17 protein-coding genes are annotated in these 15,494 nt (G+C 70.0%); 11 read left to right on the top strand and 6 right to left on the bottom strand.

Annotated features, from left to right (window positions below):
- The first annotated feature begins 44 nt into the window (after positions 1 to 44).
- From FHR20_RS06780 to FHR20_RS06815, 8 genes are all read left to right on the top strand, one after another.
- Entirely contained in the window at positions 45 to 1,514 is a 1,470-nt protein-coding gene (locus FHR20_RS06780) for a tetratricopeptide repeat protein (protein WP_167298788.1), read from the top strand.
- Positions 1,511 to 2,311: a 4-(cytidine 5'-diphospho)-2-C-methyl-D-erythritol kinase gene (locus FHR20_RS06785; RefSeq protein ID WP_167298789.1), complete on the top strand. Its 801-nt coding sequence runs from the start codon at positions 1,511 to 1,513 to the stop codon at positions 2,309 to 2,311. Before FHR20_RS06780 ends, FHR20_RS06785 begins: the two co-directional genes overlap by 4 nt.
- Positions 2,312 to 2,505: 194 nt before the next feature.
- Positions 2,506 to 3,228: an enoyl-CoA hydratase/isomerase family protein gene (locus tag FHR20_RS06790; RefSeq protein WP_167298790.1), complete on the top strand. Its 723-nt coding sequence runs from the start codon at positions 2,506 to 2,508 to the stop codon at positions 3,226 to 3,228.
- A complete protein-coding gene (locus FHR20_RS06795; RefSeq protein WP_167298791.1) occupies positions 3,225 to 3,926 on the top strand; it encodes an N-formylglutamate amidohydrolase in 702 nt (233 codons plus the stop codon). Before FHR20_RS06790 ends, FHR20_RS06795 begins: the two co-directional genes overlap by 4 nt.
- A 132-nt stretch (positions 3,927 to 4,058) precedes the next feature.
- Entirely contained in the window at positions 4,059 to 5,780 is a 1,722-nt protein-coding gene (gene ilvD, locus FHR20_RS06800; protein ID WP_167298792.1) for a dihydroxy-acid dehydratase, read from the top strand.
- Positions 5,761 to 6,216, top strand: coding sequence for a hypothetical protein (locus FHR20_RS06805; RefSeq protein WP_243857143.1), 456 nt, complete (start codon positions 5,761 to 5,763; stop codon positions 6,214 to 6,216). The genes ilvD and FHR20_RS06805 overlap by 20 nt, the downstream gene beginning before the upstream one ends.
- Complete coding sequence (locus tag FHR20_RS06810; RefSeq protein WP_167298793.1) at positions 6,213 to 7,607, top strand: NAD(P)H-hydrate dehydratase; 1,395 nt, start codon at positions 6,213 to 6,215, stop codon at positions 7,605 to 7,607. Before FHR20_RS06805 ends, FHR20_RS06810 begins: the two co-directional genes overlap by 4 nt.
- Positions 7,598 to 8,794, top strand: coding sequence for a class I SAM-dependent RNA methyltransferase (locus FHR20_RS06815; protein ID WP_167298794.1), 1,197 nt, complete (start codon positions 7,598 to 7,600; stop codon positions 8,792 to 8,794). Before FHR20_RS06810 ends, FHR20_RS06815 begins: the two co-directional genes overlap by 10 nt.
- A 23-nt stretch (positions 8,795 to 8,817) precedes the next feature.
- On the opposite strand, the gene truA is transcribed toward FHR20_RS06815, so the two are convergent.
- Together truA and fmt are read right to left on the bottom strand one after the other, a co-directional pair.
- Positions 8,818 to 9,558: a tRNA pseudouridine(38-40) synthase TruA gene (gene truA, locus FHR20_RS06820; protein WP_167298795.1), complete on the bottom strand. Its 741-nt coding sequence runs from the start codon at positions 9,556 to 9,558 to the stop codon at positions 8,818 to 8,820.
- The gene (gene fmt / locus FHR20_RS06825; RefSeq protein WP_167298796.1) at positions 9,555 to 10,493 is read right to left on the bottom strand and encodes a methionyl-tRNA formyltransferase; all 939 of its coding nucleotides are present in this window, start codon (positions 10,491 to 10,493) and stop codon (positions 9,555 to 9,557) included. The genes truA and fmt overlap by 4 nt, the downstream gene beginning before the upstream one ends.
- 122 nt (positions 10,494 to 10,615) lie before the next feature.
- Here fmt and recR point away from each other — a divergent pair, with 122 nt between their 5' ends.
- The 3 genes from recR to FHR20_RS06840 all read left to right on the top strand — a co-directional run bounded on the left by recR (position 10,616) and on the right by FHR20_RS06840 (position 13,205).
- Positions 10,616 to 11,212, top strand: coding sequence for a recombination mediator RecR (recR, locus tag FHR20_RS06830; RefSeq protein WP_086129561.1), 597 nt, complete (start codon positions 10,616 to 10,618; stop codon positions 11,210 to 11,212).
- 58 nt (positions 11,213 to 11,270) lie between these two features.
- Positions 11,271 to 11,798, top strand: coding sequence for a peptide deformylase (def, locus tag FHR20_RS06835; RefSeq protein WP_167298797.1), 528 nt, complete (start codon positions 11,271 to 11,273; stop codon positions 11,796 to 11,798).
- 141 nt (positions 11,799 to 11,939) lie between these two features.
- Positions 11,940 to 13,205 (top strand): DNA recombination protein RmuC, encoded by a 1,266-nt coding sequence (locus tag FHR20_RS06840; protein ID WP_341786414.1) that lies wholly within the window; start codon positions 11,940 to 11,942, stop codon positions 13,203 to 13,205.
- 13 nt (positions 13,206 to 13,218) lie between these two features.
- On the opposite strand, the gene FHR20_RS06845 is transcribed toward FHR20_RS06840, so the two are convergent.
- From FHR20_RS06845 to FHR20_RS06860, 4 genes are all read right to left on the bottom strand, one after another.
- Positions 13,219 to 13,908 (bottom strand): META domain-containing protein, encoded by a 690-nt coding sequence (locus FHR20_RS06845; protein ID WP_167298798.1) that lies wholly within the window; start codon positions 13,906 to 13,908, stop codon positions 13,219 to 13,221.
- A gap of 75 nt (positions 13,909 to 13,983) precedes the next feature.
- Positions 13,984 to 14,784 (bottom strand): TrmH family RNA methyltransferase, encoded by an 801-nt coding sequence (locus tag FHR20_RS06850; protein WP_167298799.1) that lies wholly within the window; start codon positions 14,782 to 14,784, stop codon positions 13,984 to 13,986.
- A 33-nt stretch (positions 14,785 to 14,817) separates the two neighbouring features.
- Positions 14,818 to 15,072, bottom strand: a complete 255-nt coding sequence (locus tag FHR20_RS06855; RefSeq protein ID WP_373384898.1) for an HPr family phosphocarrier protein — start codon at positions 15,070 to 15,072, stop codon at positions 14,818 to 14,820.
- A gap of 14 nt (positions 15,073 to 15,086) precedes the next feature.
- Entirely contained in the window at positions 15,087 to 15,494 is a 408-nt protein-coding gene (locus FHR20_RS06860) for a PTS sugar transporter subunit IIA (protein ID WP_086129567.1), read from the bottom strand.

A 15,494-nucleotide genomic window follows, 5' to 3' on the forward strand; every position in this document is an offset into this window, starting at 1 on the left:
GCGACTATGCCCGTGCCCGCGCCGCCGATGCGGCGGGCGAGCCGGTGCTCGCCGCCGCCGGCTATGCCCGCACGCTCGCCGCCGTGCCCGACGATCCGGTGCTGGCGATGCGCGCCTATCGCCAGGGGCTGGCGGCCGGCGACTTCGCCCTCGCCACCCGCGCCGCCGCCGTGCTGGTCAAGGCCGGCACCGCGCCGCCCGATACCGACCTGCTCGCCTTCGCCGTCGCGCTGCACGGCAAGGACCGGCTCGGCGCCGAAAAGGCATTGGAGCGGCTCGCGCGCGCGCAGCTCGACTTCATGGTGCCCGTGCTCGGCGCCTGGCTCGCGGTCGATCGCGGCCAGGACCCGTTGCCGCTGCTCGACACCGCGCGGGGAAATCCGCTCGCATCCCGTTTTGCCGGCCGCAATCGCGCGCTGCTGCTGATCGCCTCGGGCAAGGCCGATCAGGGCCTGTTCGCGCTCGCCGCCGCGCGCGGTACCGAAGACGCGTCGGACCGGCGGATCGATGCCGGTATCGCGCTGCTCCGCACCGGCAAGGGCGACCAGGCGCAGTTCGTCCTCGGCGATCTTGCCGGCGCTTCCCCGGCCTGGCGCAAGCGCGAGGCGAAGGCCGGCAGGCCCGGTGCCGCTTTCGGTGCGGCGCACGTCTTCCTCAGCCTCGCCAGCGACCTGGGCAGCGAGGATATCGCCCCGCTCTCGATCCTGCTCGCCCGTGCGGCGCTGCTGCTCGATCCGCAGGAGGAGCGGGCGCGGCTGCGGCTTGCCGACGCCCTGTCGCGCAGCGACGCGACCGACCTGGCGCTGGCGACGCTGGCCGCGATCGCTGCCGACAGCCCGTTCGCGCGCGGCGCCGCTGCCGGCCGGATCGCCGCGCTCCGCCGCGCCGGCCGCCTGCCCGAGGCGCTCGCGGATGCCCGGGCGCTGGCCGCGCCGGCAGGGGCAAGCGCGCAGGAGATCCGCGACTATGGCGAGCTGCTGTTCCAGGTCGAGCGCTATGCCGATGCGGCCGACGCCTTCGCCCGGGCGATTGCGCGGACGGGCGGCGATGGCGGTTGGGAGCTTCACTATCTGCACGGCGCCGCGCTCGATCGCGCCGGCCGCTGGGACGCGGCACTGCCCGAGCTCCAGCGCGCCGTCCAGCTTGCGCCCGAAGAGCCCGAAGCGCTGACCTGGCTCGGCAATGCCCAGGTCGAGCGCGGCGTCGACCTGCCCGCGGCCCAGGCGCTGCTCGAGCGTGCCAGCAAGCTGAAGCCCGACGATCCCGAAATCACCGACTCGCTCGGCCGCGCCTATTATGCCGACGGCCAGCTGGCCAAGGCAGTGCCGCTGCTCGAAGCGGCGGTGCGCGCCGATCCGGGCGGCGCCCGCGCCAACGAGCATCTGGGCGACGCCTATTGGAAGCTCGGCCGCCGGGTGGAGGCGCGCTACGCCTGGCGCGCTGCCCAAGTGACCGCCGACGAGGGCGATGTTGCCCGGCTCAAGGCCAAGCTCGCCGACGGGCTGACGCAATGATCGTCGAGACCGCGAAGGCCAAGCTCAACCTGGCGCTGCACGTGCGCGCCCGGCGGGCGGATGGCTATCACGAGCTGGAGACGCTGTTCGCCTTTGTCGAGCATGGTGACATCGTCAGCGTAACGCGCGCCGAGGCCGACAGCTTCATGCTCGCCGGCCCCTTCGCCGGGGTGCTCGCCGGGGAGGGCGGCAATCTGGTTACCCGCGCGGCCGCGGAATTCGCCCGCGAATTCGGCCATGGCGCGCACGCGATCACGCTCGACAAGCGCCTGCCCGTCGCCTCGGGCATCGGCGGCGGCTCGGCCGATGCGGCGGCGACGCTGCGGGCGCTGGGGCGGCTGCACGGCATCTCGGTGGCGGACATGTTCCCCATCGCCGCCGCGCTGGGCTCGGACGTCCCGGCCTGCCTTCATGGCGTCACTGCGATCGGGCGGGGCAGGGGCGAGCGGCTGGAGCCGGTTCCCGGCCTGCCGGGCACGCCGGTGCTGCTGGTCAATCCGGGCGTCGCCGTCTCCACTGCCGAGGTGTTTCGCCGCTGGGACGGCATCGATCGCGGGCCGCTTCCGGCCGATCCGCGCGCGGGCCGCAACGATCTCGAGCCGCCGGCCCGGGCGATTGCGCCGGTGATCGACGATGTGCTGGACGCATTGGCGGGTGCGCCGGGGGCGGGGCTGGTGCGCATGTCCGGCTCCGGCGCGACCTGCTTCGCGCTGTTCGACGGCGAGGCGAGCCGCGATGCGGCGGCGGCGGCGCTGTCCGGCCGGGGCTGGTGGATGCTGTCGACTCGGTTGACCTGATTTCCCGGGGCTTGCCTGGCGCCCCTCGCCATTAACCATGCTCGCACACCCGGTCTTTCCCCTTTTCGGCCTATGTCATGGCCAGCGGATCGACTGCCGGGAGCAGAACGTCTGTCGGTGGCGCGGGCGAAAGCCCGCCCCATCCTGGCACCCATCCCCTTGACAGCGCCGCCCCATTCGGGCCGATCCGCGCCATGATCCATCTCACCCGCAACGGCCATGTCGCCACCATCGCGCTCGCCCGGCCCGAGGCGAAGAACGCGCTCCCCACCGCGGCCTGGCAGGCGCTGGCCGCCGCGGCGCGCGATGTCGGCGATGCCCGCGCCGTGATCCTCAGGTCCGACGTGCCCGGCATCTTCTCCGCCGGCGCCGATATCCGCGAGTTCGAGCAGCTCCAGGCCGATCCGGCGCTGCGCACCCGTTTCCGCCAGGCCATGCGCGAGGGGATCGAGGCGATCGCCGCGCTGCCCATGCCGGTGATCGCTGCGGTCGATGGCGGCTGCTTCGGCGCAGCGGTGGCGCTGATCCTCGCCGCCGATATCCGCATCGCCGGCGCCCAGGCCGAATTCGCGATCACGCCCGCCCGGCTGGGGATCGGCTATCCGCGCGAGGACGTCGCCCGGCTGGAGGCGCAGGTGGGGAGGGGCATGGCTGCGCTGCTGCTCTTCACCGGCGACAAGCTGCGGCCCGACGAGGTCCACAAGATCGGGCTGGTCGAGCTCAAGACCCGCAAGGCGATCGAGACCGCCACCGCCATGGCGAACGCGATCGCGGGCAACGCCCCCCAGGCGGTCAGGCTGCTCAAGCGCACCCTGGGCGGCGAACAGACCGACCGCGACTTCGAGGACGCGTTCGGCGGCCCCGAATTCGCCGAGGGCCTTGCCGCCTTCCGCGCGCGCCGGAGCCCCGGCTGGTGAGCGCCGCCGAGATCCTGGAAGGCAGTGCCCGGGGCGTGCTCCTGTTGTGCGACCACGCCTCCAGCGCCGTGCCGGCGGACATCGATCTCGGCATCGATCCCGCGCTGCTCGACAATCACATCGCCATCGATATCGGCGCCGCCGCCGTCACGCGCGCGCTGGCGGCCCGGCTCGGCTGCCCGGCGATCCTTGCCACGGTCTCGCGGCTGGTGATCGACCTGCACCGCGAACCCGATCATATCGGCCTGATCCCGCACCGGAGCGACGGCCATCCGATCCCCGGCAACGAAACGGTCGACCGGGCCGGGCGCATCGCCCGTTTCCATGCGCCCTATCACCGCGTGCTTCGCGACCATGTCCGCGCCCAGCGGCCCAGGTTGATCCTCTCGATCCACAGCTTCACGCCTTGCCTGGAACATGGCGGCACCGATCGGCCCTGGCAGGTGGGCGTGCTCTACAACCGCGATGTCCGCGCCGCGCACCCGACGGTCGCCTTCTTCCGGGAGCACGGCTTCGTCACCGGTGACAACGAGCCCTATTCGGGCCGGCTGCTGAACGCGACGCTAAACCGCCATGCCGAGGGGCAGGGCATCCCCTCGGTCGCGATCGAGATCCGCAACGACCTGATCCGCGATGATGCCGGGGTGGCGGAGTGGGCGGCGGTGCTGGCGGCGCTGGCGGGGCATTTGCTCCGATAGCCGTCATCCCCGCGAAAGCCGGGACGACGGCAGATGGGAGGCCGGGCACAGGCGCGCTTCTTCCTCCGCCACAAAAAGTTTGCGCAATAGTCTTGCGTAAAACCGCCTTCTCGCGACATAGGCTTGCGCATCATGACCCAGCGATTCGACAAGTCCAAGCTCCCCAGCCGCTATGTTTCCGTCGGCGTGGAGAGTGCCCCGCACCGCAGCTACTATTACGCCATGGGCCTCACCGAGGAGGAGATCGCCCGGCCGTTCGTCGGCATCGCCTCGGCGGGCAATGACAGCGCGCCGTGCAACACCACGCTCGATCAGCAGGCGGACTGGTGCCGCCAGGGTGTGAACGCGGGCGGCGGCATGCCCCGTCGCTTCAACACCATCACCGTGACCGACGGCATCGCCATGGGGCACCAGGGGATGAAGTCCTCGCTGGTGAGCCGCGAAGTCATCGCCGACTCGGTCGAGCTGTCGGTCCGCGGCCATTGCTACGACGCGCTCGTCACCTTCGCGGGGTGCGACAAGTCGCTTCCCGGCATGATGATGGCGATGCTCCGCCTCAACGTGCCGTCGATCTTCGTCTATGGCGGCTCGATCCTGCCGGGCCGCTGGCATGACCGCGACCTGACGGTGATCGACGTGTTCGAAGTCGTCGGCCGCTATGCCGCCGGCAAATGCCCGCTCTCGGAAGTCACCGAGATCGAGAAGGCGGCCTGTCCGGGGCATGGCGCCTGTGGCGGCCAATATACCGCCAACACCATGGCCTGCGTTGCCGAGGCGATCGGCTTGTCCTTGCCAAACAGCAATATGGCTCCGGCTCCTTACAAATCGCGTGAGGAGATCGCGGTCGCGGCGGGCCGCCAGGTGATGGAGCTGATCGCCCGCAACATCCGCCCGCGCGACATCTGCACGCGGGAGGCGTTCGAGAACGCCGCCCGCATCGTCGCCGCGACGGGCGGGTCCACCAACGGCGCGCTGCACTTGCCGGCGATGGCCAATGAGGCGGGCATCGCGTTCGACCTGTTCGACGTTGCCGAGATCTTCAAGACCACGCCCTATGTCGCCGACCTGAAGCCCGGCGGCCGCTATGTCGCCCGCGACATGCACGAGGCGGGTGGCATCTACATGCTGATGAAGACGCTGGCGGCGGAGGGCTTCCTCCACCTCGACTGCCTGACGGTGACGGGGAAGACGCTGGGCGAGAATATCGACGAGGTCACCTGGAACCCCGACCAGAAGGTCATCTACGACGCCAGGACGCCGATCACGCCCACCGGCGGCGTGGTCGGGCTGCGCGGCTCGCTGGCGCCGGAGGGCGCGATCGTGAAGGTCGCGGGGATGAAGCGGCTCCAGTTCACCGGCACGGCCAAAGTGTTCGAGCGCGAGGAGGATGCCTTTGCCGCGGTCGAGGCCAATGCGATCGAGGAGGGGACGGTCGTCGTCATCCGCTATGAAGGGCCCAAGGGCGGTCCCGGCATGCGCGAGATGCTGTCGACCACCGCGGCCCTCTATGGCCAGGGGCTGGGCGAGAAGGTGGCGCTGATCACCGACGGCCGTTTCTCGGGCGGCACGCGCGGTTTCTGCATCGGCCATGTCGGGCCCGAGGCGGCCGATGGCGGCCCGATCGCCCTGGTCGAGGATGGCGACGAGATCAGCATCGATGCCGAGGCCGGCACCGTGGACCTCAACGTGCCCGAGGACGTGCTCGCCGAACGCCGCGCCAGATGGCGGCCGCGCGCGAACGATTACCAGTCCGGCGCGCTCTGGCGCTTTTCCCGGAATGTCGGCCCTGCCTATAAGGGAGCGGTAACGCACCCGGGAGCCAGCGCCGAAACCCATGTCTTCGCGGATATCTAGACCAGGTCCTTCTCTCTCCCCCGGGGCCGGGGGCGGCGCGCAACGGGCATTTCCGCTGGCTGCGCTCGTCCTCCTCGCCGCCTGCGACACCCAGGTCCGCGACAAGGCGGCGGAGGCCCGCAACCAGGTCCAGGCGGAGAAGCGGGAGAAGGCGGAGGGCCGCATCGAATGCGCGCCGCCCGGTGCCGAGGCCTTTTCCTTCGCCTGCACGATCGATCGGGTCCAGTCGCAGGACGGGCTGTTCCTTACCCTGCGCCATCCCGATGGCGGGTTCCGCCGCCTGCTCGTCACTACCGACGGGCGCGGGGTGGTCGCCGCCGATGGTGCCGAGAAGGCCGTGGTGACGCCGCTTGCCCCGGACCTGATCGAAGTCGCGATCGGCGGCGCGCGCTATCGCTTGCCCGCTACGGTGCGCGGGGCGAGGGCAGGGCAATGATCCCGCCCGGCGCGCCGATCGTCACCGCTGCCCGGATGCGCGCCGCCGAGGAGGCGCTGTTCCGGCGCGAACCCCAGCTGGACGTGATGGAGCGTGCCGGCGCCGCCGTGACGGGCGCTGTGGCGCGCTTCGCCCGGAGCAGCCCGATCCTCGTCCTGGCCGGGCCCGGCAACAATGGCGGCGATGCCTATGCCGCCGCGCGCCTGCTGAAGGCAGCCGGCCATGACGTCGCGGTCGCCGCCTGTGGCGAGCCCGGCACGCCTGCTGCGCGGGCGATGCTGGAGCGCTGGGGCGGGGACGTGGGCGCGCTCTACCAGGCCCGGCCGCGCCCGGTGCTGGTCGACGGGTTGTTCGGCACCGGCCTCACCCGCCCGCTCGAGCGCGGCATCGCGCCGGTCCTGGCCGAGCTGGTCGCCGCCGCCCGTTTCTCCCTCGCGATCGACTTGCCCTCGGGCCTGGCCACCGACAGCGGCGCCGATCTGGGCGCGCCACGCGGGATCGGCGCGACGCTGGCGCTGGGGGCGCTCAAGCCCGCGCATCTCCTCGATGCCGGGCTGGAACGCTGCGGACAGGTCCTGCTCGCCGATATCGGCATCCCGGTGGAGAGCGACTGGCGCACCGTTGCCCGGCCGAAGCTGACGGCTCCGGGGCCGCGTGCCCATAAGTACAGCCGCGGCCTGGTCGTAGTGGTCGAGGGCGACATGCCCGGCGCCGCCCGGCTCGCCGCCCATGCCGCCATGGCGGGCGGCGCCGGCTACACGATCCTCGCCTGCCGCGACGAGGGCAGCGGCGGTCCCGACGCGCTGGTGCGCCACAGGATCGCGAATGGCGACGATCTGGCCGATTTCCTCACCGAGAAGCGTATCGGGGGAATCCTGATCGGCCCCGGACTGGGCCGCGATCGCCGCGCCGAAGGGCTGCTAAAGGCCGCGCTGAACGCCGATCTTCCCTTGATCCTCGATGGCGACGCGCTGACCTTGCTGGGAAAATCCGCTGCCGCCTGGCTGCAGCGCCGCACCGCCGCGACCTGGCTCACGCCCCATGCGGGCGAGTTCGGCCGGATGTTCGAAGGTAATGGCGACAAGATCGTGCAAACTATTGCAGCAGCGTCAGAATCTCGAACGACCATAATCCACAAGGGCGCCGATACGGTGATCGCCACGCCCCGTGGCGAGGCCCGCGTGCTCGCCCGGGCTTCGTCCTGGCTCTCCACCGCAGGCACCGGCGACGTGCTTGCCGGCACGCTTGCCGCGCAAGTTGCTGCGGGCAATAAGGATGCTGCCGAAACAGCGGTTTGGCTCCATGCTCGTGCGGCGGCTCTTGCGGGGCCGGCTTTCATCGCCGATGCGCTGCCGATGCATCTTTCCCAGGCGATCTCCGAATGTCTCTGAGCGAAGTCCTCCGCGTCGCGGGGCGCGGCGAGGGCGTCACCGCCGATGGCCGTTACGTGCCCCTTGCCGCGCCCGGCGACCGGATCGGCGCCGATGGCGCTATCCTCCCCGGTCCGCACCATCGCGAGCCGCCCTGCCGCCATTTCCCGGAATGCGGCGGCTGCCAGCTCCAGCATCTCGACGATGCGGCGTGGAGCGGTTTCATCGTCGACCGGATCGCCGGCGCGCTCGCCCAGCACAAGCTCGAGACCGAGATCCGCACGCCCCAGCTGTCGCCGCCGCGCACTCGCCGCCGCGCCACGCTCCATGCCGAGCGCCGCGGCCGCCAGGTCCATATCGGCTTCACCGCGCAGGGCAGCCACGCGCTGATCGACCTGCAGGAATGCCATGTCCTCGCCCCCGAACTGTTCGCGCTGCTTGCGCCGCTCCGGGGCCTGCTCGCCGCGATGCTGCCGGCATCGCGGCGGATCAACATCCATCTCGCCAGGGCCGACCAGGGCGTGGACCTGCTGCTCGACGGGCTGGAGGCCGAGGGGCTGGCCGCCGCCGAGGCGATCACTGCCTTCGCCCAGCGCCACCAGCTCGCCCGCTTCGCGATGGACGAGGGGCTGGGCCCCACCGCGCGCTGGGAGCCGGACCCCGTCACCATCACGCTCGGCGGCGTCGCCGTGCCATTCCCGCCGGCCAATTTCCTCCAGGCGACGGCCGAGGGCGAGACGGCGCTGGTCTCCGCGGCCCGCGAGATCGTCGGCAATGCCGGCACTGTCGCGGATCTGTTCGCCGGGCTTGGCACCTTCACCTTCGCCTTTCCCGAGGCCAAGGTCTATGCGGCCGAAGCGGCGCGCGACTCGATCCTGTCGCTCAAGGCCGCGGCGGCGCAGGCCCGCCGGCTGGTCTTCGCCGACCATCGCGACCTGTTCCGCCGCCCGGTGACCGGCGCCGATCTCGACAAGTTCGAAGCCCTGGTCCTCGATCCTCCGCGCGCCGGCGCACGGGAGCAGGTGGCCGAGATTGCCAAGGCGCGAACCCCTCTTATCGCCTATGTTTCCTGTAATCCCAGTACGTTCGCGCGTGATGCGCAGATATTATGCGAGAGTGGGTACGCTCTGGACTGGATTCAGCCGGTCGGCCAGTTCCGTTGGTCGACCCATGTCGAGCTGGCAGCGCGGTTCAGCCGGCAGGGGTAATCCGCCCATGCGCGGGAGGGACTTCAGGGATAGTCGGCCCTGAGGAAGAACAGCCCGTCCGACGGTGCGTTGAGGCCCAGCGCCGCGCGGTCGCGGGCTTCCAGCGCCGCGCGCATGTCGTCGGGGCTCCAGCGCCCCTGGCCGACCAGCACCAGGCACCCCACCATCGAGCGCACCTGATGGTGGAGGAAGGAGCGGGCCGAGGCGAACACGCTGATCCGCTCGCCATCCTGCACCACGTCGAGTCGGTCGAGCGTGCGCAAGGGGCTGTCGGCCTGGCAATGGACCGAGCGGAAGGTAGTGAAGTCGTGTCGACCCACCAGCCGGGCCGCGCCCTGTGCCATCAGCCCCGCATCGAGCGGCGGGATCACCCGCCAGGCAAGGCCCTTCTCCCAGGTGAGCGGCGCCCGCCTTGTCGAGATTCTATACTCATAATGGCGTGCAACGCACGAGAAACGCGCGTGCCAGTCATCCGCGACTTCGGCGCAATCGAGAATCGCCACCGGATTGGGCCGCACGCGGGCATTGAGCGCTTCCATCAGCCGGAAGGCCGCAATCGGCTTGTCGATATCGATGTGCGCCCGCATGGCGAGCGCATGGACGCCCGCATCGGTGCGCCCCGCCGCCTGCACCGAGGCGCGCTCGCCGGTGACGGCAAAGGCGGCCTCCTCGATCGCCTGTTGCACGCTCGGACCATGGTCCTGTCGCTGCCAGCCCATGAAGGGCCGCCCGTCGAACTCCACCGTAAGCGCGAACCGCGTCAAAGCCGGGTACCCGGAGGAACGGGAAAGCCGCGCAGCAGCTCGGTTACCGTCATGACGCCACGGCCCGCGCGTTGCACGGTATCCGGCCGGATGGCGCCGTCTCCGCAGCCGATCGCGAGTTGGGCGTCCAGGACGAGGCCCGGCGTAGTGCGGTAGTGGATATCGCCAGGATTTTCGGAGCTGCTCTGGATATGGGCAGTCAGCACCTTGATGCGTTCGCCGGCATGTTCGAACCATGCCCCCGGTGCGGGGTTGAACGCCCGGACATGGCGATCGACCTGCCGGGCGCCGACGCTCCAATCGATCCGCGCTTCGGATTTGTCGACCTTGGCGGCATAGGTCACGCCTTCCGCCGCCTGGGGTTGCGGTGGATAGCGCGCGATGTCGTCGAGCACCCGCACCATCAGCTTGGCGCCCAGCAGCGAAAGCCGGTGAGAGATCGTGCCGCTGCTATCCTGGGCGCCGATGGGAATCCGCTCCTCCAGCCGTACCGGACCGGTATCGAGCCCCGCTTCCATCTGCATGATGCCGACGCCGGTCTCGTCATCCCCGGCCAGGATCGCCCGCTGGATCGGCGCGGCGCCACGCCATCTCGGCAGCAGCGAGCCATGGATGTTGAGGCAGCCATGCCTTGGCGCATCGAGCAGTGCCTGAGGCAGGATCAGGCCATAGGCGGCGACCACCGCCACATCCGCCTCCAGCGCGGCGAAGGCCGCGATCGCCTCCGGTTCCTTCCGGAAGGAGAGCGGCGTGCGCACGTCGATCCCCAGTTCCTCGGCCCGGGCATGCACCGGCGAAGGCGTCAGCGCCTTGCCCCGCCGCCCGCCGGCGCGCGGCGGCTGGCTGTAGGCCGCCACGACGTCGTGCCCGGCCTCGACCAGCGCATCGAGCGCCGGCACCGCGAAATCCGGGGTTCCCATGAATATCACTCGCATAGGCGGGTCTCTAGCCGCCCAGCACCTTCCCGTCATCCCTACCTTGGCGGGGACGAGGGCGGAAGTGCCGCGGGACAACGGCATGGTTTCCTTTCTGTTCCTGCATGGCTACATCTCCATCCATGGCATCTCCCGAGATCGAAGCGCTCACCCAGGCCCTGTCGCGACTTCCCGGCCTCGGCCCCCGTTCGGCGCGCCGCGCGGTGCTTCACTTGCTCAAGAAGCGCGAGACGGCGCTCGATCCGCTGCTCTCGGCGCTGGGCGCGGTGAGCCGCAACCTGGCCACCTGCGGGATCTGCGGCAATGTCGACACGTCGGACCCTTGCCAGATCTGCGCCGATCCGCGCCGCGACACGCGCGCGCTTTGCGTGGTCGAGGAAGTGGCGGACCTGTGGGCGCTCGATCGCTCGCGGCTGTTCCCGGGTCGTTTCCATGTGCTTGGCGGGCGCCTCTCGGCCCTGGAGGGAGTCCGGCCCGAGGATCTGCGCATCGACAGGCTGGTCGCCCGGATCGCCGCAGGGGGGATCGACGAGGTGGTGCTCGCGATGAACGCCACGCTCGAGGGCCAGACCACCGCCCATTACATCGCCGAACGGATCGAGACCTATCCGGTGCGCGTCACCCAGCTCGCCCATGGCCTGCCGGTGGGCGGCGAGCTCGACTATCTCGACGAAGGCACGCTGGCCCAGGCGTTGCGAGCGCGACGGCCGGTAGCCTGAAATCCGTTCGCGCGAACCAAATCTTGCGACATGCGCCCCGTCGGCCTAAATTGGGCCAATGGCCATTCTACCCATTGTCGAAGTACCCGATCCGCGCCTGCGCCTCATCTCCGAACCCGTTGCGGAGGTGACCGACGAGTTGCGCGACCTGATCGCGGACATGTTCGACACCATGTACGACGCGCCCGGCATCGGCCTTGCCGCCATCCAGGTGGGCGTGCCCAGGCGCGTGATCGTCATGGACCTGCAGGAGCGCGAGGACGAGGAAGGCAAGCCGATCCGCGAGCCGCGCGTCTTCATCAACCCCGAGATTCTCGATCCGGCCGAGGAACAGTCCGTCTATACCGAGGGATGCCTGTCGATCCCCGAGCAGTTCGCCGATGTCGAGCGCCCCGCGCGCTGCCGGGTGAAGTGGCTGGACGAGAAGGGCGCCGCGCATGACGAGGTGTTCGAGGGCCTGCTCGCCACCTGCATCCAGCACGAGATGGACCATCTTCAGGGCATCGTCTTCATCGACCATCTGTCGCGCCTGAAGCGCGACATGATCCTCAAGAAGCTTGCCAAGGCACGCAAGGCCGCCGCCTGAGGCCGGTCGGGGGCGGCGGTGCACGCCCTCGAAATTCCCGCTGTCCTATGCGTAGCGTTCGGTATATGTTCCGCGCGCGGGCGCTCGCATGCGCGCCTGTCGTGACTTTAGTGACCTTTCGGGAGGCGAGGCTTGGATCTGTTGGCGGTTCTGATTGCAGTTGCCGCGCTCGTGACGGGGCTCGGCCTCGGCATGTTCCTGGGCGGGCGTCCGGCGGCGCAGATGCGCGCGGAGCGCGATGCCCGCGAGGCGGAGTTCAAGGCTGCCGCCGCCGATCTCGGCCGCGCCCAGATCGAGCTGGCCAGCCTCAAGGCCGAGACCAGCGGCATGGAGAGCCGCTTCGCCGAGCTGGCGCACCGCATCCTCGGCGAATCGCAGAAGAGCTTCCTCGAGCGCGCCGATCAGCGCTTCGCCCAGGCGGGGGAGAGCAACGAAGCGAAGATGAAGGCGCTGCTCGCCCCGGTGCAGGAGACGCTCACGCGCTACCAGCAGGGCCTGAGCGAAGTCGAGAAGGAACGGGTAGGCAGCTATCAGGCGCTGCGCGAGGCGGTGCAGCAGCTCCATGCCGGCCACACCCAGGTGCGCGACGAGACCGCCAAGCTGGTCAATGCGCTGCGCGCCAGCCCCAAGGCGCGCGGCCGCTGGGGCGAGCAGAGCCTGCGCAACGTGCTCGAACAGGCCGGCCTGTCGCAGCACGCCGATTTCCAGACCGAGGTTTCGGTGAACACCGAGGACGGGCGGCTGCGCCCCGACGTGATCGTGCGCCTGCCCGGCGGCAAGAAGCTGATCATCGACGCGAAATGCTCGCTGAACGCGTTTCTCGACGCCAGCGAGGCGCATGAGGAGGGCAGCCGCGCCGCCCACCTCGCCGCGCATGCCGCCGCGATCCGCCGGCATGCCGAACAGCTCGGCTCGAAAAACTATTGGGCGCAGTTCGGCGACGCGGCCGACTATGTGATCCTCTACATTCCCGGCGAGCATTTCCTGACCGCGGCGCTGGAACAGGACGATGCGCTGTGGGAATGGGCGTTCGAGCGCCGCGTGCTGCTCGCCACGCCCACCAACCTCGTCGCGATCGCCCGCACCGTCGCCAGCGTCTGGCGTCAGGAGAAGCTGGCCGAGGAAGCCGCCGAGATCGCCCGGCTCGGCAAGGAGCTGCACTCGCGGCTTGCCACCATGGGCGGCCATGTCGCCCGGATGGGCCGCAACCTCGAACAGGCGACGGGTGCCTATAATGCGATGGTCGGCAGCCTGGAGAGCCAGGTGATGACTCAGGCCAAGCGTTTCGAGGCGCTGGAAGTGTCGAGCGGCACCAAGGAGATCGAGCCGCTGCCGATGGTCGAGAGCGCGCCGCGCCCGCTCACCAAGCTGGTGGCGGGCCCGGACGCGGCGGAAGCGGCCGAATAGCCCGGGCGATCGCTCAGGGCCGGGTGCGGGCCAGGGTCATGGTGCGGCCGCGGGCGCCGGTGAGCACCAGCTTGCCGGCGCGGTTGCCCGACACGCTCAGGCGCTCGCCGAGCAGGCCGAGAATGGCCTGTTCCTGCAGGTTCCGGCCGCGATCGATACAGGCCATCTTCGTGCTGGCCACGCCGCCGGTGCTGAGCCGGCCGCGCGCGAAATCATAGCTGCCGGTGAAGCGGTTGCAGCTCGCATTGCCCGAGATGCGGCCCTGGTCGAACACGACCGTTGGGCTGGTGCCGCGCAGCACCGGCCGGCCGTTCAACGCTTCGATCCGCCAGTTGCCGTCGATCACGCTGGCGCTGACCCGCGGCTCGCCGCCGCAGCCCTTGAAGGCGCGGCCGTCCACCGTGACCGTCACCGTGTCGGGATAGACGCGGTCGCTCATCCCGTCGCTGCACTGGCGGTGGTTGGTGTTCACGTCGATCCGGCGGGTCTGCCAGATCTCGCCGGCAAAGCCGTGGATCACCCTGGGCGTGGGGACGCTGACCGTGGGCCGGCCCGGCGCCTCGAAGCGCATGGTCCGCGCGCCGATGGTCAGGCTCCAGAAGGGCTCGGTGCCCGAAGCGCGATACTCGCCCTGGGCCTGGGCGGCGGCGGGCAGGGCGGTCAGCGCGATCAGGCTGGCGGCGGCGATCGTCGAAATGCGCATGGTCTCACTCCTCTTCGCCGCGGGAAATGCGCGGACCGGGCTGAACGCTCCATGGCCGTAACGATTATCGGAGGTTCAGCTTCGTTGCTGGCCGAGCACCTCATAGGCCATTACCGCGGTGGCCACGGCGGCGTTCAGGCTGTCCGCCTTGCCGAGCATGGGGATCTTGACCAGCAGGTCGCAGGCCTCGGCCATGAAGCCGGGCATGCCCTGTGCCTCGTTGCCGGTGAGCAGGAAGGTCGGCGCCTCGTAGCGGGGCGCGCGATAGTCGTGCTCGGTGTCGAGGCTGAGGCCCACCAGCTGGCCGGGGGCCTTGCGCAGCCAGACCAGGAAATCGCCCCAGCTCGCCCGGGCCACCGGCACGGTGAACAGCGCGCCCATGCTCGCGCGCACGGCCTCCACCGAGAAGGGGTCGACACAGTCGTCGATCAGGATCAGCCCGCCCGCGCCCACCGCATCGGCGGTGCGCAGGATCGTGCCCATATTGCCCGGATCGCGCAGCCGCTCGGCGACCAGCCAGATGCCCGACCGGCTCCGGTCGAGATCGGCCAGCGTCACGGCGAAGTCGGGATAGACGCCCACCACCGCGCCGGGATTGTCCTTGCCCGAGAGCTTGGAGAGGATGTCGGCATTGGTCTCGATCGCCCAGCCGCCCGCGGCCTCGGTGGCGGCGATCAGCGTTCGGACCAGTGCGTGGCCGGCCATGTCCTTCGAAAAGAACAGATATTGTGGAACGCGCCCGGCCTCGTGCGCTTCGGTGAGGATGCGCAGGCCTTCGGCGAGGAACAGGCCTTCCTCGCGGCGGTGCTTCTTGTCGCGCAGGTTGCGGACGCGCTTGATGAGGGGATTGGAAAAGGCGGTTATCTCGCGAGGCATCGGCGATGCCCTAATGCCAATTTCCGCCCGAGGCTATTCCTCGTTGAACCGCGCCTCGACCAGCGCGACCAGCGCCTGGACCGCGCCGTCGGCGCCATCCCCCTCGGCGCTGATGGAGATGGTATCGCCCTTGGCGGCGCCCAGCATCATCAGGTCGAGGATCGACGTGCCGGAAGCGGTGTTGCCGTCCTTCTCGACGGTGAGTTCGACCGGCTGGGCGGTGGCGAGCGTCACGAAGGCCATGCTGGCGCGCGCGTGCAGGCCGCGCTTGTTCTCGATCGTGACCATACGGATGCAGCGGTTCAAGCGGCGGCCTCTCCCAGCACTTCGGATGCGATCGTGATATATTTCCGGCCTGCGTCGCGCGCCGCGGCCACCGCTTCGGTGACCTTCATGGTCTTGCGCGCGCTGCCCAGACGGATCAGCATCGGCAGGTTGATCCCGGCGATCACTTCGACCCGGCCCGCTTCCATCAGCGAAATGGCGAGGTTCGACGGGGTACCGCCGAACAGGTCGCTCAGCACGATCACGCCCCGGCCCGAATCGACGCTCTTGATCGCCGCGGCGATATCCGCGCGGCGACCTTCCATATCGTCCTCGGGCCCGATGCAGATCGAGGCGACCTGCTCCTGCTTGCCCACTACATGCTCCATCGCGACTACGAACTCCTCCGCGAGTCGTCCGTGCGTCACGAGCACCAAACCGATCAT

This window comes from Sphingomonas leidyi (assembly GCF_011761945.1).
Lineage (GTDB): Bacteria > Pseudomonadota > Alphaproteobacteria > Sphingomonadales > Sphingomonadaceae > Sphingomonas > Sphingomonas leidyi.

What these genes read in the sequence shown, in the direction of transcription:
- FHR20_RS06785 (WP_167298789.1), top strand. Translation starts at nt 1,511, where the DNA reads ATGATCGTCGAGACCGCGAAGGCCAAGCTCAACCTGGCGCTGCACGTG.
- FHR20_RS06790 (WP_167298790.1), top strand. Translation starts at nt 2,506, where the DNA reads ATGATCCATCTCACCCGCAACGGCCATGTCGCCACCATCGCGCTCGCC.
- ilvD (WP_167298792.1), top strand. Translation starts at nt 4,059, where the DNA reads ATGACCCAGCGATTCGACAAGTCCAAGCTCCCCAGCCGCTATGTTTCC.
- FHR20_RS06805 (WP_243857143.1), top strand. Translation starts at nt 5,761, where the DNA reads ATGTCTTCGCGGATATCTAGACCAGGTCCTTCTCTCTCCCCCGGGGCC.
- FHR20_RS06810 (WP_167298793.1), top strand. Translation starts at nt 6,213, where the DNA reads ATGATCCCGCCCGGCGCGCCGATCGTCACCGCTGCCCGGATGCGCGCC.
- FHR20_RS06815 (WP_167298794.1), top strand. Translation starts at nt 7,598, where the DNA reads ATGTCTCTGAGCGAAGTCCTCCGCGTCGCGGGGCGCGGCGAGGGCGTC.
- fmt (WP_167298796.1), bottom strand. Translation starts at nt 10,493, where the DNA reads ATGCGAGTGATATTCATGGGAACCCCGGATTTCGCGGTGCCGGCGCTC.
- recR (WP_086129561.1), top strand. Translation starts at nt 10,616, where the DNA reads ATGGCATCTCCCGAGATCGAAGCGCTCACCCAGGCCCTGTCGCGACTT.
- def (WP_167298797.1), top strand. Translation starts at nt 11,271, where the DNA reads ATGGCCATTCTACCCATTGTCGAAGTACCCGATCCGCGCCTGCGCCTC.
- FHR20_RS06845 (WP_167298798.1), bottom strand. Translation starts at nt 13,908, where the DNA reads ATGCGCATTTCGACGATCGCCGCCGCCAGCCTGATCGCGCTGACCGCC.
- FHR20_RS06850 (WP_167298799.1), bottom strand. Translation starts at nt 14,784, where the DNA reads ATGCCTCGCGAGATAACCGCCTTTTCCAATCCCCTCATCAAGCGCGTC.
- FHR20_RS06855 (WP_373384898.1), bottom strand. Translation starts at nt 15,072, where the DNA reads ATGGTCACGATCGAGAACAAGCGCGGCCTGCACGCGCGCGCCAGCATG.
- FHR20_RS06860 (WP_086129567.1), bottom strand. Translation starts at nt 15,494, where the DNA reads ATGATCGGTTTGGTGCTCGTGACGCACGGACGACTCGCGGAGGAGTTC.